Here is a 22,015-nt window from a genome sequence, read left to right on the forward strand (position 1 = left end):
TGAATTGGAGGCGGCCGTGACCGTAATCATCATCGGAGCCGGACTGGGCGGATTGGCCCTCGCCCGGGTGCTGCACGTGAACGGCATCGACGCCGTCGTGTATGAACGTGAACCCTCACGCGGCGCTCGCGGTCAGGGCGGCATGCTCGACATCCACTCGGGCCAGCGGGCGCTGCGTGAGGCCGGTCTGATCGACCAGTTCCACGCGATTGCCCGTGGTGAAGGCCAGGACATGCGTCTTCTCGAGCCGGATGGCACGCTGCTGCTCCAAGAGGACACGCCAGACGACGCCCCGCTCGATCGACCCGAGGTCGACCGTGCCGATCTGCGCAATCTGCTGCTGGATTCCCTTCCCGGAGACATGGTGCGCTGGGGGCGCGCATTCGAGGCCGCCGATCAGGGCCTGCTGCACTTCGCCGACGGCAGCAGTACGACGTATGACTTGCTGGTCGGCGCCGACGGCGCGAACTCCCGCGTCCGCGCGCTGCTCACCGATGCCCGCCCGGCGCATATCGGCCAGAACGTCGTCGAACTCGGCATTCCCGACATCGACCGGACGCACCCCGACCTCGCGGCGATGGTCGGGCGCGGCAACTACTGGGTGCTCGGCAACGGACTGTCCCTGGCGGCACAGCGCAACGGCGACGGCCGCGTCCGAATCGGCCTCAGCTTCTATAACACCGCCGAGGACTGGTTCGCGACCAGCGGGATCCCGTTCGACGACCCGGCCGCCGCGCGGGCGCGGCTGATCGACCTGCTCTCCGGCTGGGATGCACGGTTCATCGCCCTGATCGCCGCCTGCGACGACACGATCGCGCCGCGGTCGATCACCACTCTCCCGGTCGGCCTGACCTGGCCGTCGAAGCCGGATGTCACGCTGGTCGGCGATGCCGCGCACCTGATGCCGCCGGTGGGAGAGGGCGCCAACATGGCGTTGCTCGACGGCGCCCTGCTCGGTCTCGCGCTTGCCGCGCACCCGGACGACGTTCCCGCCGCGGTCGAGGAGTACGAACGCGAGATGTTCGAACGCACCAGCGCTGCTGCCCGGATGTCCGCGGACTTGCAAGATTTGCTGATGTCGCCGGATGCCGCACAGAAGATGCTCGCGTTCTTCCAACCTGGCTGAGCTGTCACCGAATACGGCTCGTGAAGTCGGCTACCACGGGGTGGCAGCGCGAACTCGGCTCCCGTGTGGCGGCTGGTGCAGTTCAGCGGTCGGCGTCCGGTGCGGGTGGGTCTTGCCGGGAGAGCTCGGCGTTGAGTTCGAGGGCTTCGGCGAGCTGGTCTTCCAGGACGATGATCCGGCACGCCGCCTCCAGCGGTGTGCCCTGATCGACCAGCGCGCGGGCGCGGGCGGCGATCCGCAGCTGGTAGCGGGAGTAGCGGCGGTGCCCGCCTTCGGAGCGCTGCGGAGTCAGCAGTTCGGCGGCGTCGAGGCCGCGCAGGAAGGCCGGGGTGACGCCGAGGATTTCCGCGGCTCTGCCCATGCTGTAGGCGGGGTAGTCCTCGTCATCGAGCCTCTCAGCGGCACCGGAAGCGTCGATGGGGTCGGTGGGGTCTGTGTTCGGTTGCTGCACAACACCTCTGGATTCATACGACGACAGGCCCCGGCGCGTCGCGCGCCGGGGCCCAGGATATCGAGGGGGTTTTCACGTCAATTCCGTCGGTCGGCGGTAGGGCCGACGTCGGGCAGTGCGCCCGGCAACAGGCCGGGACGCGGAATCTGGGAAGAGCTGTTCAGTGACCACCTCCTGGGTTGCCGGTCGGTCTGCGGAATCTCGTCATCCCCTCCGACGGTCCGGCCGACTGCACCAGGTTCTCTTCTCCGCCGGAGGGGATGGTCAATCTTGCTTCCGGTGCAGGTCACCTGCCCGGCCAACCAGACTTTCATCTCCAACGACAGCGACTGTATATCAAGCCGCCCAGAATGTCTACATCCTGCGCTGGAGATTTCTTCCTACCCGGACAAGGCTCTTTCTCGGTGTCCGGTCGGCCATTCCCGGCATGTCACCACGGCACTACTCCTGCGTCATCGAAGAACCCGCCGGTCGGTCCGTCGTCGGGCAGGGTCGCGAGGCGCACCGCGATCGCCGCGCCCTGCGCCGGTGTGCGGACGCCTCGAAATCCGTTGAGGTCGGTTGCCGTGAAGCCGGGGCATGCCGCGTTGATCAGGATGTTGGTGTCGCGCAGTTCCTTGACGTATTGGACGGTGACGGCGTTGAGGAACGTCTTCGACGCCGAGTAGGCCGCGGAGATCGGGCCGGTATCGGCGCCGGGAGTGGTCTGCAGGGTGAGGGAACCGACCGTGCTGGACATGTTCACGATCCGTGGTGATGCCGAGCGCCGCAGCAGCGGTAGCGCCGCGTTGGTGACGCGGATGACGCCGATCACGTTGGTTTCCACGGCGGCCCGCACTGTCGCGGGATCGACGGCGGAGGGTGTCTGCGGCATGCCACCGGTTATGGCTGCGTTGTTGACGAGCACGTCGAGGCGTCCGAAGCGATCCGCGAGGAGCTCGGCGGCGGCTGCCACGCTCGCGTCGTCGGTCACGTCGAGCGGTACGCCGAACGCGTCGGCGCCGCCCGCCCGCAGCTTCGCCACGGCGGCTTCGCGGCGCTGTTCATCCCGGGCGCCGACGCCGACCCTCCAACCGAGGGCGCCCAAGCCGGCCGCGATCTCGTACCCGATGCCCTTGTTCGCGCCGGTCACCAGCGCGATCGTCTGTTCACTCATACGGTCGATCCTGTTCCGGGCCTTGGCGCAGCGTCCAAGACCGAGTGGGTGGCAAGCGATACCGCTCGGGTATCGATGCTGGTGGGCGACGGATACCATGGGCGTCGTGGAGACGCGGGAGCTGCGATACTTCGTCGCCGTCGCCGAGGAACTGCACTTCGGGCGGGCGGCGCAGCGGCTCGGGATCGCGCAGCCCCCGCTGTCGCGGGCGATCGGTCGGCTCGAACGGCGACTCGGGGTGGAACTGCTGCGCCGAACCAGTCGCGCTGTCACCCTGACCGAGGCCGGGTCGGTGCTCCTCGGGGAGGCGCGGGCGGCGCTGGATGCGGTCGAGGCCGCCGAGCGACGCACCCGCCGCGCTGCCCTCGCCGCGACCGGCCGGGCCGGCGTAGTCCTGGCGACGAAGGCGGGAGCGTCCGTCGAACTGCTGTCCAAACTCCTCGACGCCTACGCCGCCGAGCCCGGCGCGGTCACCGTCGATGTGCTCTTGTGCGGGATCGGTGAGCAGGAGCGACTGCTCCGCGACGGACGGGCCGACGTAGCTCTTTTGCACCGGCCGTTCGATGCGATGGCCGGATTCGACACCGAGGAGCTGTGCACCGAGGAACAGGTCGTGGTCCTGCCGGCCGGGCATCTCCTCGCCGATCGGACTCATGTGCAGATGGCCGAGGTCACCGCGCTGCCCGGTCTACCGATGCCGCGCTGGCCCCGACGAGACGGCACCTACCCCGACGGCCCCGGTCCGCAGGTTCGCGACCATACTCAGCTGCTCCAGTTGATCGCGCTCGGAAGGGCGGTGGCGATCCTGCCGGAGTCCGTGCGAGTCCATCTGCGCGGCGACCACACCGCCGTGCCGGTGCTGGACGCCCCGGCCGTCACGACTGTGATCGCGTGGCCACCGCACAGCCGGTCCAAAGCCGTCGCCGATCTCGTTCGGACCGCTACTCGCCTCTAGCCGATTCGGCCCTTACCTGGCCTTGTCGGTAACGATGCAGCTGGCTCGGTATGTCGGCGCTCGGCGTGGGTTTGGTCTACACCGCGCTCAACGCGGTGCTGCGCCGCCTCGAGCCGGCGTCGGCCGGCGTCGCGTCTGGGCCTTGTCCACGGCCCAGCAGTGTGGCGGAGCGCTAGGCGTTGCCGTTATCGGAGCGGTCTTCTTCGGCTCGTTCCACCCCGAGGCAGTCGGCAGGGTTGCCGCCGCCGATCACGCCTTCGCCGTCGCGTCCTTCGGGGCGTCCGTCATCGCTGTCGTAGCGGGCATTGTCGTTTTCCTTCTGCCGAAGCGGCCGCAGGCCCACCGAATGCGAGGATCACCGGTCCTCGCCGGACCCGGGCCCGGGTGCTTCTTGCCGGAACCCGTGACGGATCGAAACGTGCTCGCCGCCGATTTACCGGGATGGCCACGATCCCGCCCGGGCGGTCAACGGGACTGCGGGTTCCTGTTGAGGGCGACCGCGCCGAGGGTGGCGGCGACCAGCCCGACCGCCAGGGCCAGGAAGCCGCCGACGATCCCGTACCCGGTGCCGGGACCGCCTTTGGCCGCGGCCACGACCAGCCCGCCGATCACCAGGCCGGTCACTCCCGCGGCCAGCGCGGTCGTCGCGGAGCGGCGACCAGTGTGGTGGATGAGGGCGCGCACGCCGGTGACGACCCCGACAAGTCCCACCGCGACACCCACCAGGGACCAGAAACGCCCGGCGGTCAACCCTGAGGCGCCCGACTGGACAAGGATTTCCGAGGCGGCGAGTACATGAGAAACGGACATGACATGCTCCTTCTCCAACGACTGGGACGTGGCCCATCCTCTCCGCCGCACCCGCTTCCGGTCGTCCTGCGCGCGCAGGCACTTCACGCTGCCGCCGCGGGCGTAGGAAACCAGAGGGAGTACTGCTTGCGCAGTAGACGGTGATCATTCCTGTGCACGACGTCCCCACGCGGACATGGGGTTAGGGTGCACCCATGGAACGGCTTCGGGACTGGGCGATCGCCGTGGGCATCGCGGTATTCCAGCTCGTCTCGGGGTTGTCCGGGCCCGCGGTCGGGTGGGTGCTGCTGGTCGCAGGCGGCCTGTCGTCGGCCGCGAGCCGCCGAGCGCCGGTCATGGTGCTGGCGGTGACGGGGCTGACCGCGTTGGCGTACCAGGCCCTCGGGGTCGACGTGCCCGCGGTCGCATTCTTGTTCGCCGTGTACGCGGCGTTCCGGGCGGGGCACCGGGTGGCGGCCGTGGCGGGGTCGGTGATCATGGTGCTCGTCATGCCCTTCGCGTTGCTGATCTCGCCGCGCGGACTGCTCATGGGCGAGGCGTTCGCGGAGACCCGGGGCGTGCTGCAACTGGCGTGGCTGGTCGCCGCGGGCGCGGCGGGTGAAGCGCTGCGGCAGGCCGAGCGGCGGGCCGAGGAGGCCGAGCGCACCCGCGAGGAGACCGCACGGCGGCGGGCCGACGAGGAACGGCTGCACATCGCTCGCGAGTTGCACGACTCGCTGACCCACCAGATTTCGGTGATCAAGGTGCAGGCCGAGGTGGCCGTACACCTGGCCCGCAAGCGCGGCGCGCACGTGCCAGAGGCGCTGCTGGCGATCCTGGCGGCCGGTCGCGAGGCATCCCGGGAACTCAGGGCCACCCTGGAGGCCCTGCGCGACGACCGCGCACCGTTGCACGGGCTCGATCACGTGCCGGAGCTGGTGGAAAGGGTCCGCGCGACCGGCCTGGACGCGAGATTGACGGTCGAGGGGCAGCGTGCGGCCCTGCCTGCGGCCGTGGACCGGACCGCCTACCGGATCGTCCAGGAGTCGCTGACCAACATCACCCGGCACGCCGCCGCCGACACCGCGTCGGTCCATATCGAACACCGCCCCGACGCCCTGGTGATCCGGGTGGACGACGACGGCCGAGCCACACCGGACACCATGCCGGTGCCGGGTGTGGGGCTGCTCGGAATGGGAGAGCGGGTCACCGCCCTCGGCGGCCGGTTACACACGGCGCCCCGCGGCGGGGGCGGTTTCACCGTCTGTGCCGAGTTGCCCGTGGAGCGGGCGCCTTGATCCGCGTCCTGCTGGTCGACGACCAGCCGCTGATCCGCAGCGGTTTCCGTGCGCTGCTCGACGTGGAGGACGATATCGAAGTGGTGGCCGAGGCCGCCGACGGCGCGCGGGGCGTCGAGCTGGCCCGCGAACACCTGCCCGACATCGCACTGATGGACATCCAGATGCCTGTAGTGGACGGCATCGAGGCGACCCGGCGCATCGTCGCCGACCCGGCCCTGACCGTGGTGCACGTGGTGATACTGACGAACTACGGCCTGGACGAGCACGTCTTCGACGCCCTGCGCGCCGGTGCGGCCGGGTTCCTGGTCAAGGACATCCATCCGGAGGACTTCCTGCACGCCGTCCGGGTCGCGGCCCGGGGTGACGCACTGCTCGCGCCGTCGATCACGCGCAAGCTGATCACCCGGTATGTCAGCCGGCCACTGGACTCCGGTGAGGCTCCCGGTCTGGCCGGGCTGACCAACCGCGAGCGGGAAGTCGTCACGCTTGTCGCCCGGGGCCTGTCGAACGACGAGATCGCCGAGCACTTGGTGATCAGCCCGCTGACCGCCAAGACCCACGTCAACCGGGCGATGACCAAGCTCCACGCCCGCGACCGCGCTCAACTGGTCGTCCTGGCTTACGAGTCCGGCTTGGTGACCCCGGGCCGAGCCTGACCTCCACCTCGCCTCGCTCGGCCGTCCGCTCAGCCCGTGCCTCGAAGCCATCGCTGCTCGGGGCCACAGCCGGCCGGGCGTTGCGACCGCAGGGGTTCGATTCATCCGGCCGTCCAGGGCTGCAATTTCTCCGGATTCCGGATCGCCCAGATGCGGGTGATCCGGCCGTCGGCGATGTCGAAAGCGTAGACCGTGACGATGGCGTCGTCGAGCCGTGCCACCAGGCCGGGCTGGCCGTTCACCGTGCGCTCCAGCAGGGTCACCGCAGGGCCGTGGGTGGCGATTTCCATCCAGGCGCGGGCGATCTCTTCGCTGCCGTGGATCGGGTCGAGGAAGGCCAATGCCAGGCCGCCGCCGTCGGCCGTCGCGGTCGCTTGTGGATCGAGCAGCCCGATCAGGGCCTCGATATCCCCTGTCTCCCAAGCTCGTTTGAAATCCCGGACCACTTCGGCGCGTTCGGTGCTCGACGGACCCCGCGTGGTATCGATGCGGCGGCGGGCGCTGGAGGCGAGCTGGCGACAGGCCGCGGGGGTGCGCCCGACGATCTCGGCGACCTCGGCGAACGAGTAGCGGAAGACATCGTGCAGAACGAACGCCACGCGCTCGGCCGGAGTCATGGAATCCAGCACGACGAGAAAGGCCATGCTGATCGACTCGTCGAGGGTGACCTGGTCGGCGGGATCGACGGAGTCGGGGCCATCGAGCCATTCGGACCGGCCGGGTACCGGCTCCGGAATCCACTCGCCCACATACCGTTCCCGCCTGGCGCGCGCCGAGCCGAGTAGATCGAGGCAGATCCGGCTGGCAACCGTCGTCAACCACGCGCCGGGCGCCTCCACCTTCCCGCGCTGCGCCTCCGACAGCGCGTACCAGCGCGCGTAGGTCTCCTGCACCACATCCTCGGCCTCGGCCAGGGAGCCGAGCAGACGGTAGGCGAGATTGATCAGCTGTCGGCGTTCACTGATCACCGCGCGCAGGTGCGGGTCGGTCATGGTCGTCTCCTTCGATATGTGCGTCCTCACCGAAACCGACGAATCAGCGAACCGATTTGTGAGGCGGCCTGACATTCCGGACGGCTGCGTCGTCGGAAGGTTGTGACACCTTCAGCAGAGCAGGAGTTCCGTAAATGACCAGGATCGGCATCATCCTCGGCAGTACCCGACCCAACCGCAACGGCTCGCAGGTCGCCCGGTGGGTCCTGGAAACGGCATCGCAGCGCGGTGACGCCGAATTCGAACTGATCGATCTGCGCGACCACCCGCTACCACATCTGGACGAGCCGATGGCGCCGATGTTCGGCCCATCGAGCAACGCGCATACCCGCGCCTGGGCCGAGCGGATCGCCCCGTTCGACGGCTTCGTGGTGGTGACCCCGGAGTACAACGGCGGGGTCCCCGGTGTGCTGAAGAACGCCTTCGACCACCTGTTCGCGGAGTGGACCGACAAGGCGGTCGGATTCGTCTCCTACGGCGCGGGCGGCGGCGGCCGCGCGGTGGTGCAGTTGCGGACGGTCTGCGGCACGCTGGGCATGGCCGACGTCGGCTATCAGGTCACCATCTCGGTGCTCACCGATTTCGAGAACTACACCACCTTCGCACCGCGCGACCACCATGCCGCCGCCCTCGACAAGACGCTGGATCAGCTCATCGCCTGGAGCACCGCATTGGCGCCGCTGCGGACCGGCACCGAAACCACTCTCATGAATTCCTGAGGAGCCGATTATGACCGGAATCAACGACTTTCAGTCAGCTGACCGCACCGAGGCGGATGAAGTCGAGCTTCGCCGAACAATCGACAAGGCGGTCGAAGGACTGCGAGTCAAGGATCTCGAGGTGCTGAAGCAGCTGTACACGCCCGACGTCGTGTCCTTCGATGTCGAGCCGCCGCTCCAGCACGTCGGGATAGCGGCGAAACTCGAGAACTGGGCGAGGGTGTTCCTGTTCTTCGAGAGTGTGACCTATGAGGTCCGCGACCTGACGTTCAGCGTAGGCGGGGATGTGGCGTTCGGGCACGCCTTCGCTCGGCTCAGCGGCACGCTGAAGAACGGAGCGGCAACGAGTGGTATGTGGGTCCGGGTCACGTACGGCATGCGGAAGATCGACAACACCTGGCTGATCGCTCACGACCAGGTCTCGGTACCGTTCGACATCTCCAGCGGCAAAGGCGTAGTCGACCTCGAGCCGTGACGGGTCGCAGAGACGTTGTCGAGAACCTGACGCATCGCTCGAGACGTTGCGGTGCCGATATCCGGTCGCATCGAAGGCCCGGGGCCGCCCACCACCGCGGCCCCGGGCCTCGAACGACGCCTTGCTTCTTCTGATCGGCCCCCGCGGCCGGCGGTGTCGATCGTCGAGTCTGCCCGCTGCGACCAGTAGCGTCGGCCGAACCGGCGGCCTCCACGGACAGCAGGGTGCCGGCGGGTGATCGGATGACGTAGCCCCAGGTGATGTGCGGAGCAGGCAGGCCGTCGAACGAGTGGCGCAAGCTATTCGATCGCTTTGGAGATGATGTCGTCGGCGAGGGGAGCGACCGCCGCGATGATCTCGGCCGTAATAGCTGGTGGCGTGCCAGCAGCTTGGAGGGACTGTGTCAGATGTTCGGCGACGCGGTCGAAGTGGTGCCGGGTTATGCCTCGGCCTCGGTGGACCTGCTTCATCCGCGGCCCGGTGTACGGTGTCGGTCCTCCCAGTGCGGCGGCGAAGAACTCGACTTGGCGGCCCTTCACTCGCGGCATGTTGACGCCGGTGAAGAATGGCGCCAGTTCCTCATCGGCCAGGATGCGGGCGTAGAGGTCTTCTACGACGATTTCGAGGGCAGCGTGGCCCCCTGCCCGGGCGTACAGGGTGCGGTCGTAGGGCGTGGCCGACATTGTGTCCACGGTGGGCTCCTCGGATTGCGGGCGGTCAGATGTGCGTTCGGAGATGGCGATTCGGCATGTCGGCAATGACGACGGATTCGGAGCTGACGAACGGTGGGGGCCGGTCAGGGTGGTATCTCGCTGAATCCGCTGAGAACTCGAAGATTCCGTAACACCTTCGGTTCTGACGTCGCCGCTCACGCCAACCTCCGTACTCGCACGGCGCCAGGGCGGTCGCACACCAGAGCGTCGCCCTGCTCGCTTCGCCGCACTCGATGCCGCCCAGCTATGTTAATGCCTATTCCGTAGAGTAGTCGACTGTTACGAGCGCTGATCACCCGGCGTGACGCTCGATTGCAAACCACACGAAAGCTCTGGTAGATCGACATAAAGTGCATGGTTCGGTACATATCTCACAGAATGGCGTGCCAGTCAAGTAAGTTATTCACTATGCTGGTAGGGAACGCTGGTGCTGCGGGCGGCGAAAATCACGATGCCTGACAGTAGGGTGATACCCGCTGCCGGCCGGGCTCGGCGGGACCGCAGCGCAGGGTGCCGCGCCTTCCGGTGTCCGGTGTCGAAGCGCGAAGTCGTCCACGCCTAGGTACCCGCGGCACTGACCACGGCGGTGCGAGGGCCGGACGGCGGTGTGCGAATTGACCCGGCTCCATGGGCGGTGGTGCGGACCTGCGATCGCCGCGTGGACTGCGGAGGACCATAACGCCCCGGCATCGGGGCCGCGCGATCGGCCGTCCGCGTGGTGCTCGCTCGGTAGGCTCGCGCGTGGTATCGGCAGACGATATCGGGAGGCGAGCGCCGATGGCGGGAATGGATCGCTGGTCATGGCGGCGTGCCCTCGGTGCGGACGGCCCGGCGGCAGCGATCTGTATCCGGTTGGCGGTGGGGCTGATATTCCTCAGTGAGGGGATCCAGAAGTTCCTCTATCCGGACGAATTGGGCCCCGGCCGGTTCGAAAAGATCGGTATCCCGGCGGCGACCTTCTTCGCGAACCTCGACGGCGTCGTCGAGATCACCTGCGGCCTCCTGATCGTCATCGGACTGCTGACCCGGTTTTCCACGCTGCCGTTACTGGTGGATATCGTCCTGGCGATCGTGCTGACCAAGTTGCGTGAGCTGCGCCCGGGCGGGTTCCAAGGAGTAGAAGGCATCTGGGGGATGGCCCACGACGCGCGCACAGATGTCGCGATGCTGCTCGGGCTGATCTACCTGCTGTGGGCCGGGCCCGGCCGCTGGTCACTGGACGCCCGGCTCACACGGCCGGAACCACCAGGACGCCGACGATCAAGCCGGTGACTCCGAGGCTCGTCCACCCCACGCCGGTCCCTGCATTGCGGCCCGCAACGCTTCGCGCGCGAGGATCGCGCCGGCATAGTCCCTCGCCAGGTCCCGCAGCCGTGCCTCAACGAGGCAAGGTGATCATGACAGGATCTTGATCATGCCGATTTCCACCAGTTCGTTCGACCATGTTCGCTTGACAGTGACCGACATCGAGAGATCCCGGGCCTTCTATGACGCCGTCTTCGGATGGCCGATCGCGTGGGAGTGTCCTGCGGACGCGGACGAAGCCACCCGTGCGCGATTCGGGTTCCTCTTCGGCGGTGTGATCTACCAGATGGGTGATGCACTGCTCGGGCTTCGCCCTGTCGCCAGCGACGAGTTCGATGAAGATCGAGTAGGACTCGACCACCTCGCCTTCGCCCTCGCCACTCGGTCGGATCTCGATTCGGCGGCTGCCTTGCTCGACGAACTCGGCATCCCGCACGAGGGGGTGAAAGATCTCGGTGCCATGTACATTCTGGAATTCCGCGACCCGGACAACATCGCGCTGGAGTTGGTCGTACGCAAGCAGTGATCGCCCCTTTCCCGGAAAGCCTCGGCCCGGGCATCCGCGGTGGCACACATGGCGCATGGAAGTCGTCTCGGTCTGAGCCGTCTCAACAGGTGGCGGGGACCGTATCGCCCGCGAGCCGGAACTCGAACCGGATCGCGCCCGGACTCTGCGCGGGCAGGACGATGGCCGCGCCGCGCCCGGGTGTCCAGGTCCGGGGGACCAGGATGTAGTGGTCGCCGATGCGGCTCAGTGGCGCCAGACCGTCGTAGCGGAACCGGTAGGCGGATCCGGTGGCGGGATCGGTGCCGCAGGACGCCATGCGGACATCTGGCCCGGAAAGGTGGAGCTCCTTTTCGCTGTAGATGACGGCCTGGGAACTGGTGGGCAGTTGCGCGGCCCATTCCCGCGCCCGGGTCTGACCGACCGCGACCGAGTAATCGGTGGCGATCCAGAACAAGTTGATGCCGACCATGAGGAACAGGATCACCCACTCGGCGACCGCTGCCGCCTGTGACGGCGGCGGCGCCGTCGCGGGGAGGCTTTCACGCAGACGCTGACGACGCAGCACGACCAGCAGCCAGAAGATCAGCACTCCAGCGATGATCGACACCGGTGCCACGCACAAGCCCTTGTTGAGCGGTGTCACGACATATATCCAGGAGACCCCGTTGAGGAGGACTGCCCCGGCGATCACCGCGATCACGGAGGTCGCCCACCGCCCGGGGCGACGGGCACGGACCGACTCCGGAAGCGCGATGTATCCCCACAGCACCGCCATGCCGATGAGACCGGCGAGTGTCAACGGCACGAACAGCGCGTCGACGGTGCGCATCGGGTACTCGCGGATGCTCGGATTCAGCGTCGTCGAGTCGACACCGAAGTAGTTGAAGTACCAGTAGACATGCGCCCAGCCGAAGTAGAACAGCACAGCGGTCAGCAGCGTTGTCGGCGCGACCAGTTGCCCAATGGATCTCGCGACGTGAGCGAACCCGTCGAACGCCGATACCGCCGCTGGTGTGGGCACCTGCTCATCTGGTGGTTGTGACATGTGGCTTGCTCGTCGCCGTCTCGGTGAGTGTTCGGTTTCGGATGGTCGAGTCGGTTCCGGTGGGGGAGACGGTCCCGGTGGGGGAACCGGTCTGCGATGTCGTCTTCGGTTCGAAGACTTCTGTGCCGCAGGGAAGTTTCTGCGGGGCAGTGTCCCGGTGAGAAGCGTCAGTGTCGAGCCGGACGTCAGGATCAGCGACCCGTTCGCCGACTGCTCGACCGGGGTCGAATCCTGTCGACCGGGGTCGAATCCTGTCGACCGGGGTCGAATCCTGCTTCGCGCCGGAGAATCCGGAGTATTGGCAAACGCTGCGCCCGGTGTCGGCCTGGTCCTGCGCAATGGCAACGCTCGCGCAGCCGCCGCAGGCGGCGGCTATGCGCTGCACTGCCAATTCCTCTACCTCGACGATCGGTGCGCCCTGAAGTTCGGTGAATGCCGGAATCCGGAAGGGCGCCCCCGCCGCCGTACCGGCATCGGTTTTCCCTGGACGTACCGGCACTTCGTCGCCCCGCGGTGCGGCGGTTCCGGATGGCGACTGGGTCGTCGTCGCGGTGCCCGCTTCCTGGTCGGGTATCGACGTGGCGCACGCCGCCAGCGCACCCACGACCATCATTCGCCGAGCGAACATTTTCCCTCCCGCATTCCGGAGTGCGACCACGTCGAGCGTTTGGCGCGATGCGCATCCGGTGGATGTTGCACCACTGATCGTCGCTCAAATAACGAGCGGCAGCGGCAATTTCTTCCGGTGGATGTGGACGGAACCGTGAGTTGGCGTGGATTTCGTGTGACGCTACCTCGGCCGCGGAAGGCACCTTAGGGTCTCGTGGTCGAGCTTCCGGCCGTCGTCGTGGTCTTGACCAGCGAAGATATGGCTGAAAGCGCTGTGCTCGTGCTGATTCGGCGGTAGCATCTGGCCTGGAGAGACGACTCCGAAGAGACCGTGTCCGGGGAGGAACGTGGATCTTATGACGACCAGCGATTTGATACCCACTCCGCGCCGCACGCTGCTGCGTATGGCAGTAGGTGTCGGAATAGCCGCTGCTGCCGGATGTCTGATCATGGAGAATGCTGCGCCGGCTTCGGCCACACAGCGCCTTTGGAAGAGATGTGCGCGTTGCAGTGGTCTCTGGTTCTCGGGCAACAATACCCGCGGTGGCTGCCCAGCCGGCGACATCTTCGACGGCGGCCACCACGACGATGGAACGGGCGACTTCATCTTGAAGGAAGACCCTGATGGTGGCCAGGGTCAGTCCGACTGGCGGTGGTGTCGGCAGTGCCAAGGGCTCTGGTTCGAAGGGAATTTCGGCTTTCAAGGAATATGCCCTTCGCCTCAGTTCAGCGAACGACCCGGTCATGTGGCTTTCGGATCCGGCAACTATCGACTGGAGGATGTGACCAATCGGGACGGGGTAGGAGGACTACCCAAGTGGCGCTGGTGCCGCAAGTGTTCGGGCTTGTTCTACGACGGCCACACTCCGGCAGCCTCGGGTGTTTGCCCGGCCGACCGTCAGCACCACGACATCATAGGCAGCGGTAACTACATTCTCCGCGCGGCGGATTCCACACGTCTACCGTCACCACCCTACTGATCTAGCAGGCGAACGCATTCGACGATGATGCTTTCCGCACGGCGGGAATCGTCGGCGTCGAATCGGCCGAAGGCAATGAGCGAAGAGCGGGAAGTCGCGGCGAATGCCGGTGGCGCCGCAGCCGGCCTACAGACACGAGATCGTCCCGCTCGGCGTCGGCATCGGTCGATCGGTCGACAATGGGCGTGTCGAGATCTATGGGATGGCAGTCTGTTTCGCGTGCCCGGTGTGGAGACTGGTGTTGTCGTGCGCGTTGTCGCGGCACTGATCAAACCGTTGACGATGTTGTGGCAGCTGTGGCGGCCGAGGACCGACAGGGTGTCGGTCGCGGCCTTGGTCGATGATCTCGCCGAGGCAGTGTGTCAAGAGGAGCAGCGGCTGCGGGAGGGGCTACGGGCGGGGCCGGGCTCGTTCATGCATGTCGGATTCACCGCCACCGCGAAGGCGCAGCCCGGTGAGGTGATCGAGTCGGCCGCTGTATCCGACATCGCGACCTATTTCGAGTTGCTGACGCCGCCACGGCGGTTGGTCGTGCTCGGTGAGCCGGGTAGCGGAAAGACTGTGGCCGCCGCCCATCTGGTGCTGGGTCTGCTGGAAACTCGACGAGACCAGGTCGATACCCGCCGTGCGGGACAGCCGGTACCGGTACGGGTCGATGCCGCGGGCTGGAACGGGAAGGACGACTTCTCCGGATGGCTCACCACACGGCTGAGATACGACTACCGCCTGCGCCCCAGGAGCGCACGGGCACTGGTCGATGCGGGGTTGATTCTGCCCGTGGTCGACGGCCTCGACGAGATGGACGCCCACGACAGCGAGGAGTCACGGGCACGGGCGGTGTTGAACCGTCTCAACGAAACCCCCTGGGGTAACCGGCCGGTCGTAGTCGTATGCCGCAGCGACGAGTTCGACGAACTGACCCGCCTGGGCGAGGACAACGGGCTGCACGGCTCGACAACCATCACACTGCGCCCCTTCACCCCCGGTCAGATCAGTGACTATCTCACCACTTACCGGCACCGGATCGGCGCCACCCGCCCGGTTTGGACGGCGGTTACCACCCGGATCACCGCCCAGCCCGAGGGGCCGCTGGCGCGCGCGCTGAATACTCCATGGATGCTCGGGCTCGCCGCCACCGCCATGCACCACGACCCGCACACCGCCGGCCAGCTGACCGGCTGCTCCGACACCGACGCCGTGCGTGATCTGCTGTTCGCCGCCCAGATCCCAGCGGCGGTGGCCGGTACCGACCGCACCGGTCGATTTCGTGGGTACACCAGCGACAACGTCCGGACCTGGTTGCTGTCACTGGCTCGATGCCTCGACCAGCGCCGTGATCTCGGGCAGGACGGCACCACCATCCGTCTCGACGAGATCTGGGAGATCGCCGGATCTGTCCGCTGCCGCATACTGCACGGGCTGACCGTGGGCATCGCCGTGACGCTCGTGATCGTGGCCGCGGTGGGTCTCAGGTTCGGGCTCGTGTTCGGTCCCGCGATCGGGCTTGTCTTCGGGCTCTCGGCCGGGCTCAGTCGGTCTCCTCGAGCGAATCGGATGGCTTGGCGTGTGCCCGCACGGTCTCGGTGGCGTGGCGGGCTCACCTACGGGCTCGCGGCGGGACTCACGCTCGGGCTGACGACCGAATTCGCGCTGGGGACCTGGCTCGGACTCGCAGCCGCGGTCACGGCCGGGCTCACGGTCGGGCTCGCGTTCGGACTCGAAGCCGATGCGGAAGACCAGTTGGGTCTCGCGGTCGATGAAAGGCGGCTGATCCGCGATGATGTTCGAGTCGCGGTCTTCACCGCCGGTGTGGTCGCATTCGCCATCGGGCTCGCGCTCGGGCTCCCGACCGGGCTCCTCGGCGGACTCTCGGGTGGACTCGTGAACGGACTCGCCTACGGGCTCGCGGCCGGCGCCGTGGGTGGGCTCACCTTCGGACTCTCGCTCGGGCTCATGCGGGGGCTGGCGGCTACGCGATATCTCATTGCGATGCTGGTCTTCCGGTTCACCTCGTCGTTTCCGGCCCGGCCCGGACTATTCCTCGACTGGGCTCGTCGCAGTGGCCTCCTGCGCGTAACCGGCACCGGCTACCAGTTCCGGCACGAAACCTACCGACAGTGGCTCCAGCAACCCCGCACAGGAGGCACAGAGCGATAACCTCCCTTCGGTCCGGACCGTTCGCACATCGGCATGCGCGTGTGTTCGGCGTCCATGCCCGCCCCATAGGGTGGTAGCCGACGGCCCGGTCCGTCGAGAGGAGTTGCCGATGGATGCCGAACACTTCCTGCCGTTCCGCAAGAGCGCGGTGATCTCTTTGTGCGCCGACGAGCTTCCCGACGCGGAACGCGAATCGTTCGCCGAGTTCGCGCGGCTGCTGGCGGCGGTGGTGCATCACGAGTTCCATGTGCGTGGTGAGACGGTGCTCGACGCCTATCACCTGGTCGACCCCGCGGAGGATGAACGGGCCATCCGTGCCGCTACTCCCGAGGACCGGGCTGCGGCACGGGCGCGGGTAGAAGCCGAGCTGGTCGCGCTGGCCGAGGCGGCGGATTTCACCCGCATCGATGCCGCTGAGATCGAGCGCGCGTTCACCGAGCACTCCCTGGTGAAAGTGCGGTTGGAACTCGACGAGGAGGACATCGATACCGCGATGTTCTTCCGGCGCGGGGTGTCCCAGCGCACCGAACAAGTTCGGTGGCTGTTCGGGTTACGCCGACGCAGCGTCGAATTCACCAGTTACGGCAAAGTTCTGGTATACATCGCGTTCGCCGAGCGGCCGGAGGAGGTCGCGGATCGCCCCAACGGCGGTGTGCTGCTGAAGCTGTTCGGGAACGTTCCGAGAAACGACCTCGAGATGCTGTATCCGATCGTTCGGATCCGGATGCGACCACTGGACAAGCTGCTGATCGGTGTACCCGCGGTGGTCTCCGGGATTATCGTGGTCGTCACGAAGCTGGTGGCTTCGCTGGGGCCGCTGGTTCTCTTGCTGGCGTTCTGGCTCGGGCTGCGCGAGGAATCCGTACGGTTGGATCAGGCCACGCTACTCACCCTGGGCGCCGGTGTGGCGGCCTTCGGCGGTTACCTGGTGCGCCAGTTCTCCAAGTTCAAGAACCGCAAGATCAAGTTGATGAAGACGCTGTCGGAACACCTCTACTTCCGCAATCTCGACAACGACGCGGGAGTGTTCCACCATCTGCTCGGCGCTGCCGAGGAATCGGAGGTGAAGGAAGCCGTCCTCGCCTACCACTTCCTGCGCACCGCCGACCGGCCGCTCACCGCAGCCGAACTCGATCAGCGGGTGGAGGAGTGGTTCCGTCGGCGGTGGGAGGCAACCTTCGACTTCCGGATCCGCGACGGGATCAGCAGGCTCCGGAAGTGGGAACTGCTCGTCGAGGACGAGCACGGCGCACTGGAGGCGGTGCCGCTGACCGAGGCGAAACGTCGTCTGGATCGTCACTGGGACAACTCGTTTCGAATCCAGCCCGAAACAGGTGACACCGCGGCTGCGCGGCGAGTCGGAGTCACCGCCGGCTGAGACGTTGCCCACGAATCGACTTCTCAGCAGCGAAGCGCGCTCGGCCGGTGTCACCGGTTCGCTCCGTTCACGGCCGGACGTCTCGAAATGCAGCTCCGAGCGCGCGACGCAGTCCGTCACGCCAGTGGGGGAGTGGCGTGAGGCCGCAGTCGATCCACGATGATTTCGACAGAACGGCATTCCGCGGCCGTGCTGCGGCATCTCGGAACTCCGATGTGCGGCAGGGCCGCAACAGGTCCGCATCGAGCCCCGCCGCTTCGATGATCGCCCGAGCGAATCGGTATTTGGATGCGGCGCCGCCTCCGGTCGCGTGGAGCAGGCGCGGTGGATTCGGGTGCGCGACGAGGTCGAACAGTGCGGATACGAGATCATCGACGTAGGTTGGGGAGGCGATCTGGTCGGTGACGACCGCGACGTGCTCGCCGCGGGAGCATCTCCGCACGAGCGCGGCCGGGAAATCCCGATCGGTCCCCGAATACAGCCACATGGTGCGGACGATCCGCGCATCGGGCAGCGCTGCTCGGGCGGCCTCCTCACCTGCCGACTTGGATCTTCCGTACACGCTCAAAGGATTAGTGGGCGACCAGGTTTCCCATGGACGCGACGCCGCACCGTCGAAAACGTACGCGGTCGAGATGTGCAGCAGTCGCGCTTCCTTCTTCGCGCAGGCTCGGGCCAGTAGTCCCGGACCGACCGCGTTGACCGCGAACGCCTTATCGGCTTCGGTCTCGGCGGCGTCTACGCTCGTGTACGCCGCGCAGTTGATGACCACATCGCCGGAGCCGATGGTGTCGTTCACCGCCGTTTCATCGGTGATGTCGAGTTCTTTCGATCCGAACCCGAGCACCTGTCGATCAGCCCGACGAAATGGGCTGGTCGCCTTCGTGATCGCGCTCCCGAGCAGTCCGCCGGCACCTGTGACCACCAGCCTGCTCACCGCTTGTCCTCGAGGGAGGTCCGCACGAGCCGGACCTGGGAGCGCCGGTAGCCGGAGACATACTCGCGGACCGAGGCGATCATGTAGTCGGTCATCTCGTCGGTTATACCCGGGTACACCCCGACCCAGAAGGTGTTGTCGGCGACGTAGTCGCTGGCCGCCAAGCTTCCGGATATACGGCACTCGATGTTCGAGTACGCCGGATGGCGGAGGAGATTTCCGGCGAACAGGCCTCGGGTCGCTATTTTGCGGCCTTCGAGGAAGTTGACGATGTCGATGCGGCCGAAGGGCGCGTCCGGCAGCACCGTGAGGGCAAATCCGAACCAGCTCGGATCGCTACCGGGGGTGGGTTCCGGCAGCCGGAGATGGTCGATCCCATCCAAACCTTCGCGAAGCCGACGCCAGTTGTGACGCCGGCGGGCGCAGAAATCGTCCAGTCTGGCCAGCTGGGAGAGTCCGAGCGCAGCTTGGATATCTGTCGTCTTCAGGTTGTATCCGATATGCGAATAGATGTACTTGTGGTCGTATCCGTAGGGAAGGTCGCCCAGCTGTTGAGTGAACCTCTTCCCGCATCTGTTGCTTTCGCCCGGCTCGCACCAGCAGTCGCGTCCCCAATCGCGCAGCGACTTCACGACGCGAGCTGTGGTCAGGTCGTTGGTCAGGACACATCCGCCCTCACCCGTGGTCAAATGGTGTGCTGGATAGAAGCTGACGGTGGCCAGATCACCGAAGGTTCCGGTAGGGCGCGACTGGTACGTCGATCCCACTGCGTCGCAATTGTCTTCGATCAGGAACATGCCGCGCTCCGCGCACAACGCGGAGATTTCTGCCACCGGAAACGGGTTACCGAGCGTGTGCGCCAGTGCGACGGCACGGGTTCTAGGGCCGATCGCCGCTTCCACGGCTTCCGGTGTCGTGTTGTATGTGGTGGAATCGATATCTACGAAAACCGGTTTCAACCCGTTTTGCAGTATCGGGTTCACTGTCGTCGGGAAGCCGGCGGCGGCCGTGATGACCTCGTCTCCGGGGCGCAGCCGGGTATCACCCAACTCCGGGGCGGTTAATGCGCTGACCGCCAGCAGGTTCGCGGAAGATCCGGAGTTGGTGAGCCGCGCCTTGCGGAGTCCCATTTTTCGGGCGAATTCTTTTTCGAATCGATCGGCCAGGATTCCGGCCGCGATACGCATATCCAGTGCGGCCTCGAGGACTGCGACCCTGTCGTTGTCGTCGAGGCAGGCGCCGGATGATTGGATCTCGGTGACGCCCCCGACGAAGTGGTGCTCGGTTTGCGAATTGTGGAATTGCCGGATTGTCGTGAGCAGATCTTCTCTATCGTTCACTCTATTTCTCCCGGTACGAGCCTGAAATAAGATCTCTGAGGTCGTCGGTGAATGCGGATTGTGGCGGCAGTGCCCACATATGCCGCTTGAGTGCTCGCGCGGCCTGCCGGTAGGCTGGGTCGTCGAGGATTCGCCGGCAGGCGGTGAGAACATCCGAGGCGGTGACGGTCATGGGGTCGAGGTGGATGCCGGTGCCGAGGGCTTCGCAGCGTACTGCATTTCCGGGATGATCGGCGAAGAAGGGAAGTACCAGGTGCGGGACTCCATAGGTTATGGTGTCGCGCATCGAATTCAATCCACCGTGTGTGATGAACAGGTCCACGTTCGCCAATACGAGCGACTGGGGGACGTACGGCAGAACATGGATGTGTGCCGGTAGCGACCGGAATACATCCTGGTACAGCGACGGCAGCGAGACGACGGCGGTACACCGGAGCTCGGCCAGGGCCGCGAAGACCTCCCTGTAGATCTCGGCCATCCGATCCCGGAACCGCGGGGAGAAGGGGCCGATCGAGCCCAGCGAGAGGTAAACGATCGGCCTATCACGAGGCATCGACGTGAACACGTCCGGAAGCAGTTGATCATTGTGGCGTACCGGTGGTTCGTGCCGGTAACGGACCAATGGAGTGCCGAGATCGGCGTTATTGAATTCTTTCGGTGTCAGGGAGACCGTGAGATGCCGGAGTATACCCGGTACCGCCGGTTCTTCCGGAAGTCCGAGTTTGGCCCGCTGAGTGGTCAGAGCGGGCCGGATCAGGTCTTCATGGAGGTCTCGCACAAGCTGCAGCGGGCCGATATCCACCGTGACGTGGGGTATTTCGAGCACTTCCGCGGCCAGGTAACCGCCGAATTCCGAGCACTCGTGCAGGACGACATCGGGCCGCCACCGGTCGGACAGATCCAGTACGTCTTCCGCGACACGCAGGGCGATCCGGTCACCGAGGAACTCCGTCATGTACATCCGGTCGAACGCGGCTATGTCCCGGTCGAGCAGAAGTCCGAAAATCGCTGCGTCGAAATCGCGGTCGGCCCATCGTATTCCCACGTCCACGGTCTCGACGCCGTAGTTGCCGTGCAGCCAGGCGCCCCACTTCTCGGGTGCCGCAACGCGGACATCGTGGCCATGTCTGCTCAGCGCGTCGGCCAGTGTGACCAGTCCGCGGAAGTGGGATTCGAACTGGTTGACGGTCACCAGCACGCGTACGCGATCTGCCCGCGAAAATGCCATGTCCGCAGCGTGACACATTGGGGCACAACGCCGTAGGCGTTTCCGGGCAACTGGACCGGCGACGGTTTCGGCTCGGGCGGGTCGAGTGAATCGCCCGGTGGAAGCCGGGCTGCCACAGTGCGTCTCGGCGCTTCCGCGACCCGGTGCCACGGGCTGGGCGAGCGCGGAAGCGCTGCGTATCGACTCAGCCGAGCGGCGCGTGCGCGGCCCGGCACCCAGCGGTGATTTCGTCAGAACTTGCCGGTGTGGTGTTCGATTCGGTGCCCGAGGCGGGTGGCGAATTCGGTGATGAAGTCCTCGGTGAGGGGCGGCCAACCCCAGAAGTCGAAGGCGAGGGCGCCCAGGGCGAAGCCGTCTGTCCATTGCCAGGTGGTGACGGGGCTCGGCGTGGCGCAGGAGGGGCAGATCGCCGAGCCGGTGCCTGTTCGTTTCCAGGTGTCGATCGCGTTCGAGAACGGCTGCCATACGGCGGGATCGGCTTCCCATTGTTGCGGGTAGTCGATGATCACGGTGGTGGCCTGACAGCGTGGGCATACCGCGGAGGTCGGTTCGATGTCGCCCTGGCCGGGATAGTGGTCGTGGCGGCCGACGATGACGGCGACCGGGCCGGGGATCCAGTCGGCGCCCCATTCGTGGGTGATCTGCGGCCAGTCGGGGCCTGGCAGATAGCCTTCGTCGGCGTGGAGGCTGTACATCGCGTCGCGCGAAGTCTCCCGAAGCAGCCATCGCCGCGACACCATCCAGTCCACCATGTGCTCGGCCAGCGTGCTCGCGTCGGCCGAGGTCACCTCGAGGTCGACGATACGTTCGAAATAGTCACCCACACCCGCATCCTGCCACCGAGGACCGATGGCCGTACCCGGTCGGCCGGCCGCCGAGTGGCCTGCCCCTGGTCGGCGCATATATGCCACGGCCACACGATCCGACTGCCGGTGTCGCCCCCGGTGCGTACCCTGCCCTCCCATGCCGAGGCGACCTCGCCGTCGCGGCCCAGCCATGCATGTCCGCACCAGGTTTCGGGGGTGAGTTCGGGGGTGTCGGCCTCGTCGATCTCGGGAATGCTGGTGGAAAGGTGCGGGCCCCGTCGGCGGGCGTCGGCACTGGGGGGTGTCCCTATCGTGTTCGTCAAGCTGCTGAGGTTGCGGGTGTCCGGTAGGGCTGTTTGTTGCGGAGCATGGCGAACAGGACGTCGCAG

Annotated in this window: 24 protein-coding genes; 12 read left to right on the plus strand and 12 right to left on the minus strand. The window is 66.4% G+C overall.

Annotated features, from left to right (window positions below):
• The first annotated feature begins 16 nt into the window (after nt 1-16).
• Nucleotides 17-1,126, plus strand: coding sequence for an FAD-dependent oxidoreductase (locus tag ACGF7Y_RS34820; protein WP_393241680.1), 1,110 nt, complete (start codon nt 17-19; stop codon nt 1,124-1,126).
• Nucleotides 1,127-1,208: 82 nt separating this feature from the next.
• On the opposite strand, the gene ACGF7Y_RS34825 is transcribed toward ACGF7Y_RS34820, so the two are convergent.
• Both ACGF7Y_RS34825 and ACGF7Y_RS34830 read right to left on the minus strand, forming a co-directional pair.
• Complete coding sequence (locus ACGF7Y_RS34825; protein ID WP_393241683.1) at nt 1,209-1,577, minus strand: MerR family transcriptional regulator; 369 nt, start codon at nt 1,575-1,577, stop codon at nt 1,209-1,211.
• A gap of 430 nt (nt 1,578-2,007) precedes the next feature.
• Nucleotides 2,008-2,733, minus strand: coding sequence for an SDR family oxidoreductase (locus ACGF7Y_RS34830; protein WP_393241686.1), 726 nt, complete (start codon nt 2,731-2,733; stop codon nt 2,008-2,010).
• Between the two features lie 97 nt (nt 2,734-2,830).
• On the opposite strand from ACGF7Y_RS34830, the gene ACGF7Y_RS34835 reads away from it, so the two are divergent.
• Nucleotides 2,831-3,688, plus strand: coding sequence for a LysR family transcriptional regulator (locus tag ACGF7Y_RS34835; protein WP_393241689.1), 858 nt, complete (start codon nt 2,831-2,833; stop codon nt 3,686-3,688).
• A gap of 172 nt (nt 3,689-3,860) precedes the next feature.
• Here the strand turns inward: ACGF7Y_RS34835 and ACGF7Y_RS34840 are convergent, their stop codons facing one another.
• Nucleotides 3,861-4,031, minus strand: coding sequence for a hypothetical protein (locus tag ACGF7Y_RS34840; RefSeq protein ID WP_393241692.1), 171 nt, complete (start codon nt 4,029-4,031; stop codon nt 3,861-3,863).
• A 122-nt stretch (nt 4,032-4,153) separates the two neighbouring features.
• Nucleotides 4,154-4,498, minus strand: coding sequence for a DUF6223 family protein (locus ACGF7Y_RS34845; protein WP_393241695.1), 345 nt, complete (start codon nt 4,496-4,498; stop codon nt 4,154-4,156).
• A 194-nt stretch (nt 4,499-4,692) separates the two neighbouring features.
• On the opposite strand from ACGF7Y_RS34845, the gene ACGF7Y_RS34850 reads away from it, so the two are divergent.
• Together ACGF7Y_RS34850 and ACGF7Y_RS34855 are read left to right on the plus strand one after the other, a co-directional pair.
• The gene (locus ACGF7Y_RS34850; RefSeq protein WP_393241698.1) at nt 4,693-5,775 is read left to right on the plus strand and encodes a sensor histidine kinase; all 1,083 of its coding nucleotides are present in this window, start codon (nt 4,693-4,695) and stop codon (nt 5,773-5,775) included.
• The gene (locus tag ACGF7Y_RS34855) at nt 5,772-6,434 is read left to right on the plus strand and encodes a response regulator (protein WP_393241701.1); all 663 of its coding nucleotides are present in this window, start codon (nt 5,772-5,774) and stop codon (nt 6,432-6,434) included. Before ACGF7Y_RS34850 ends, ACGF7Y_RS34855 begins: the two co-directional genes overlap by 4 nt.
• A 101-nt stretch (nt 6,435-6,535) precedes the next feature.
• On the opposite strand, the gene sigJ is transcribed toward ACGF7Y_RS34855, so the two are convergent.
• Nucleotides 6,536-7,426, minus strand: a complete 891-nt coding sequence (gene sigJ, locus ACGF7Y_RS34860; RefSeq protein ID WP_393241704.1) for an RNA polymerase sigma factor SigJ — start codon at nt 7,424-7,426, stop codon at nt 6,536-6,538.
• Between the two features lie 134 nt (nt 7,427-7,560).
• On the opposite strand from sigJ, the gene ACGF7Y_RS34865 reads away from it, so the two are divergent.
• Together ACGF7Y_RS34865 and ACGF7Y_RS34870 are read left to right on the plus strand one after the other, a co-directional pair.
• The gene (locus ACGF7Y_RS34865) at nt 7,561-8,145 is read left to right on the plus strand and encodes an NADPH-dependent FMN reductase (RefSeq protein ID WP_393241707.1); all 585 of its coding nucleotides are present in this window, start codon (nt 7,561-7,563) and stop codon (nt 8,143-8,145) included.
• Between the two features lie 10 nt (nt 8,146-8,155).
• Entirely contained in the window at nt 8,156-8,620 is a 465-nt protein-coding gene (locus tag ACGF7Y_RS34870) for a YybH family protein (protein WP_393241710.1), read from the plus strand.
• A gap of 299 nt (nt 8,621-8,919) precedes the next feature.
• Here the strand turns inward: ACGF7Y_RS34870 and ACGF7Y_RS34875 are convergent, their stop codons facing one another.
• Nucleotides 8,920-9,303 (minus strand): group 1 truncated hemoglobin, encoded by a 384-nt coding sequence (locus tag ACGF7Y_RS34875; protein ID WP_393241742.1) that lies wholly within the window; start codon nt 9,301-9,303, stop codon nt 8,920-8,922.
• Nucleotides 9,304-10,119: 816 nt separating this feature from the next.
• On the opposite strand from ACGF7Y_RS34875, the gene ACGF7Y_RS34880 reads away from it, so the two are divergent.
• Together ACGF7Y_RS34880 and ACGF7Y_RS34885 are read left to right on the plus strand one after the other, a co-directional pair.
• Nucleotides 10,120-10,605, plus strand: a complete 486-nt coding sequence (locus ACGF7Y_RS34880; protein WP_393241744.1) for a DoxX family protein — start codon at nt 10,120-10,122, stop codon at nt 10,603-10,605.
• Between the two features lie 142 nt (nt 10,606-10,747).
• Nucleotides 10,748-11,164, plus strand: a complete 417-nt coding sequence (locus ACGF7Y_RS34885) for a VOC family protein (RefSeq protein WP_393241713.1) — start codon at nt 10,748-10,750, stop codon at nt 11,162-11,164.
• A gap of 82 nt (nt 11,165-11,246) precedes the next feature.
• Here ACGF7Y_RS34885 and ACGF7Y_RS34890 read toward each other — a convergent pair whose 3' ends face one another.
• Nucleotides 11,247-12,191: a hypothetical protein gene (locus ACGF7Y_RS34890; RefSeq protein ID WP_393241716.1), complete on the minus strand. Its 945-nt coding sequence runs from the start codon at nt 12,189-12,191 to the stop codon at nt 11,247-11,249.
• Nucleotides 12,172-12,795 (minus strand): hypothetical protein, encoded by a 624-nt coding sequence (locus tag ACGF7Y_RS34895; protein ID WP_393241719.1) that lies wholly within the window; start codon nt 12,793-12,795, stop codon nt 12,172-12,174. Before ACGF7Y_RS34895 ends, ACGF7Y_RS34890 begins: the two co-directional genes overlap by 20 nt.
• 361 nt (nt 12,796-13,156) lie before the next feature.
• Here ACGF7Y_RS34895 and ACGF7Y_RS34900 point away from each other — a divergent pair, with 361 nt between their 5' ends.
• The 3 genes from ACGF7Y_RS34900 to ACGF7Y_RS34910 all read left to right on the plus strand — a co-directional run bounded on the left by ACGF7Y_RS34900 (nt 13,157) and on the right by ACGF7Y_RS34910 (nt 17,315).
• Complete coding sequence (locus ACGF7Y_RS34900; protein ID WP_393241722.1) at nt 13,157-13,780, plus strand: hypothetical protein; 624 nt, start codon at nt 13,157-13,159, stop codon at nt 13,778-13,780.
• Between the two features lie 228 nt (nt 13,781-14,008).
• Nucleotides 14,009-15,937 (plus strand): NACHT domain-containing protein, encoded by a 1,929-nt coding sequence (locus tag ACGF7Y_RS34905; protein WP_393241724.1) that lies wholly within the window; start codon nt 14,009-14,011, stop codon nt 15,935-15,937.
• Between the two features lie 109 nt (nt 15,938-16,046).
• Entirely contained in the window at nt 16,047-17,315 is a 1,269-nt protein-coding gene (locus ACGF7Y_RS34910) for a TMEM143 family protein (RefSeq protein WP_393241727.1), read from the plus strand.
• A gap of 67 nt (nt 17,316-17,382) precedes the next feature.
• Here the strand turns inward: ACGF7Y_RS34910 and rfbD are convergent, their stop codons facing one another.
• The 3 genes from rfbD to ACGF7Y_RS34925 are packed head-to-tail and all read right to left on the minus strand — an operon-like array spanning nt 17,383 to nt 20,157.
• A complete protein-coding gene (gene rfbD, locus ACGF7Y_RS34915; RefSeq protein WP_393241730.1) occupies nt 17,383-18,252 on the minus strand; it encodes a dTDP-4-dehydrorhamnose reductase in 870 nt (289 codons plus the stop codon).
• Complete coding sequence (gene rfbH, locus ACGF7Y_RS34920; protein WP_393241747.1) at nt 18,249-19,592, minus strand: lipopolysaccharide biosynthesis protein RfbH; 1,344 nt, start codon at nt 19,590-19,592, stop codon at nt 18,249-18,251. The genes rfbD and rfbH overlap by 4 nt, the downstream gene beginning before the upstream one ends.
• Nucleotide 19,593: 1 nt before the next feature.
• Complete coding sequence (locus tag ACGF7Y_RS34925; protein ID WP_393241750.1) at nt 19,594-20,157, minus strand: glycosyltransferase; 564 nt, start codon at nt 20,155-20,157, stop codon at nt 19,594-19,596.
• Between the two features lie 111 nt (nt 20,158-20,268).
• Between ACGF7Y_RS34925 and ACGF7Y_RS34930 the strand changes: the two genes are divergently transcribed.
• On the plus strand, nt 20,269-20,856 hold the full coding sequence (locus ACGF7Y_RS34930; protein WP_393241753.1) for a hypothetical protein: 588 nt from the start codon (nt 20,269-20,271) through the stop codon (nt 20,854-20,856).
• Nucleotides 20,857-21,050: 194 nt separating this feature from the next.
• On the opposite strand, the gene ACGF7Y_RS34935 is transcribed toward ACGF7Y_RS34930, so the two are convergent.
• On the minus strand, nt 21,051-21,644 hold the full coding sequence (locus ACGF7Y_RS34935; RefSeq protein WP_393241733.1) for a hypothetical protein: 594 nt from the start codon (nt 21,642-21,644) through the stop codon (nt 21,051-21,053).
• Between the last annotated feature and the right edge of the window lie 371 nt (nt 21,645-22,015).

Source organism: Nocardia sp. NPDC047654 (assembly GCF_043205035.1).
In the GTDB taxonomy this organism is placed as follows: domain Bacteria; phylum Actinomycetota; class Actinomycetes; order Mycobacteriales; family Mycobacteriaceae; genus Nocardia.

Bases quoted from the DNA above. Each gene is read 5' to 3' on its own strand.
- ACGF7Y_RS34830 (WP_393241686.1), bottom strand. From the start codon at position 2,733: ATGAGTGAACAGACGATCGCGCTGGTGACCGGCGCGAACAAGGGCATC.
- ACGF7Y_RS34835 (WP_393241689.1), top strand. From the start codon at position 2,831: ATGGGCGTCGTGGAGACGCGGGAGCTGCGATACTTCGTCGCCGTCGCC.
- ACGF7Y_RS34845 (WP_393241695.1), bottom strand. From the start codon at position 4,498: ATGTCCGTTTCTCATGTACTCGCCGCCTCGGAAATCCTTGTCCAGTCG.
- ACGF7Y_RS34850 (WP_393241698.1), top strand. From the start codon at position 4,693: ATGGAACGGCTTCGGGACTGGGCGATCGCCGTGGGCATCGCGGTATTC.
- sigJ (WP_393241704.1), bottom strand. From the start codon at position 7,426: ATGACCGACCCGCACCTGCGCGCGGTGATCAGTGAACGCCGACAGCTG.
- ACGF7Y_RS34865 (WP_393241707.1), top strand. From the start codon at position 7,561: ATGACCAGGATCGGCATCATCCTCGGCAGTACCCGACCCAACCGCAAC.
- ACGF7Y_RS34870 (WP_393241710.1), top strand. From the start codon at position 8,156: ATGACCGGAATCAACGACTTTCAGTCAGCTGACCGCACCGAGGCGGAT.
- ACGF7Y_RS34875 (WP_393241742.1), bottom strand. From the start codon at position 9,303: ATGTCGGCCACGCCCTACGACCGCACCCTGTACGCCCGGGCAGGGGGC.
- ACGF7Y_RS34880 (WP_393241744.1), top strand. From the start codon at position 10,120: ATGGATCGCTGGTCATGGCGGCGTGCCCTCGGTGCGGACGGCCCGGCG.
- ACGF7Y_RS34885 (WP_393241713.1), top strand. From the start codon at position 10,748: ATGCCGATTTCCACCAGTTCGTTCGACCATGTTCGCTTGACAGTGACC.
- ACGF7Y_RS34890 (WP_393241716.1), bottom strand. From the start codon at position 12,191: ATGTCACAACCACCAGATGAGCAGGTGCCCACACCAGCGGCGGTATCG.
- ACGF7Y_RS34900 (WP_393241722.1), top strand. From the start codon at position 13,157: ATGACGACCAGCGATTTGATACCCACTCCGCGCCGCACGCTGCTGCGT.
- ACGF7Y_RS34910 (WP_393241727.1), top strand. From the start codon at position 16,047: ATGGATGCCGAACACTTCCTGCCGTTCCGCAAGAGCGCGGTGATCTCT.
- ACGF7Y_RS34930 (WP_393241753.1), top strand. From the start codon at position 20,269: ATGCCGGAGTATACCCGGTACCGCCGGTTCTTCCGGAAGTCCGAGTTT.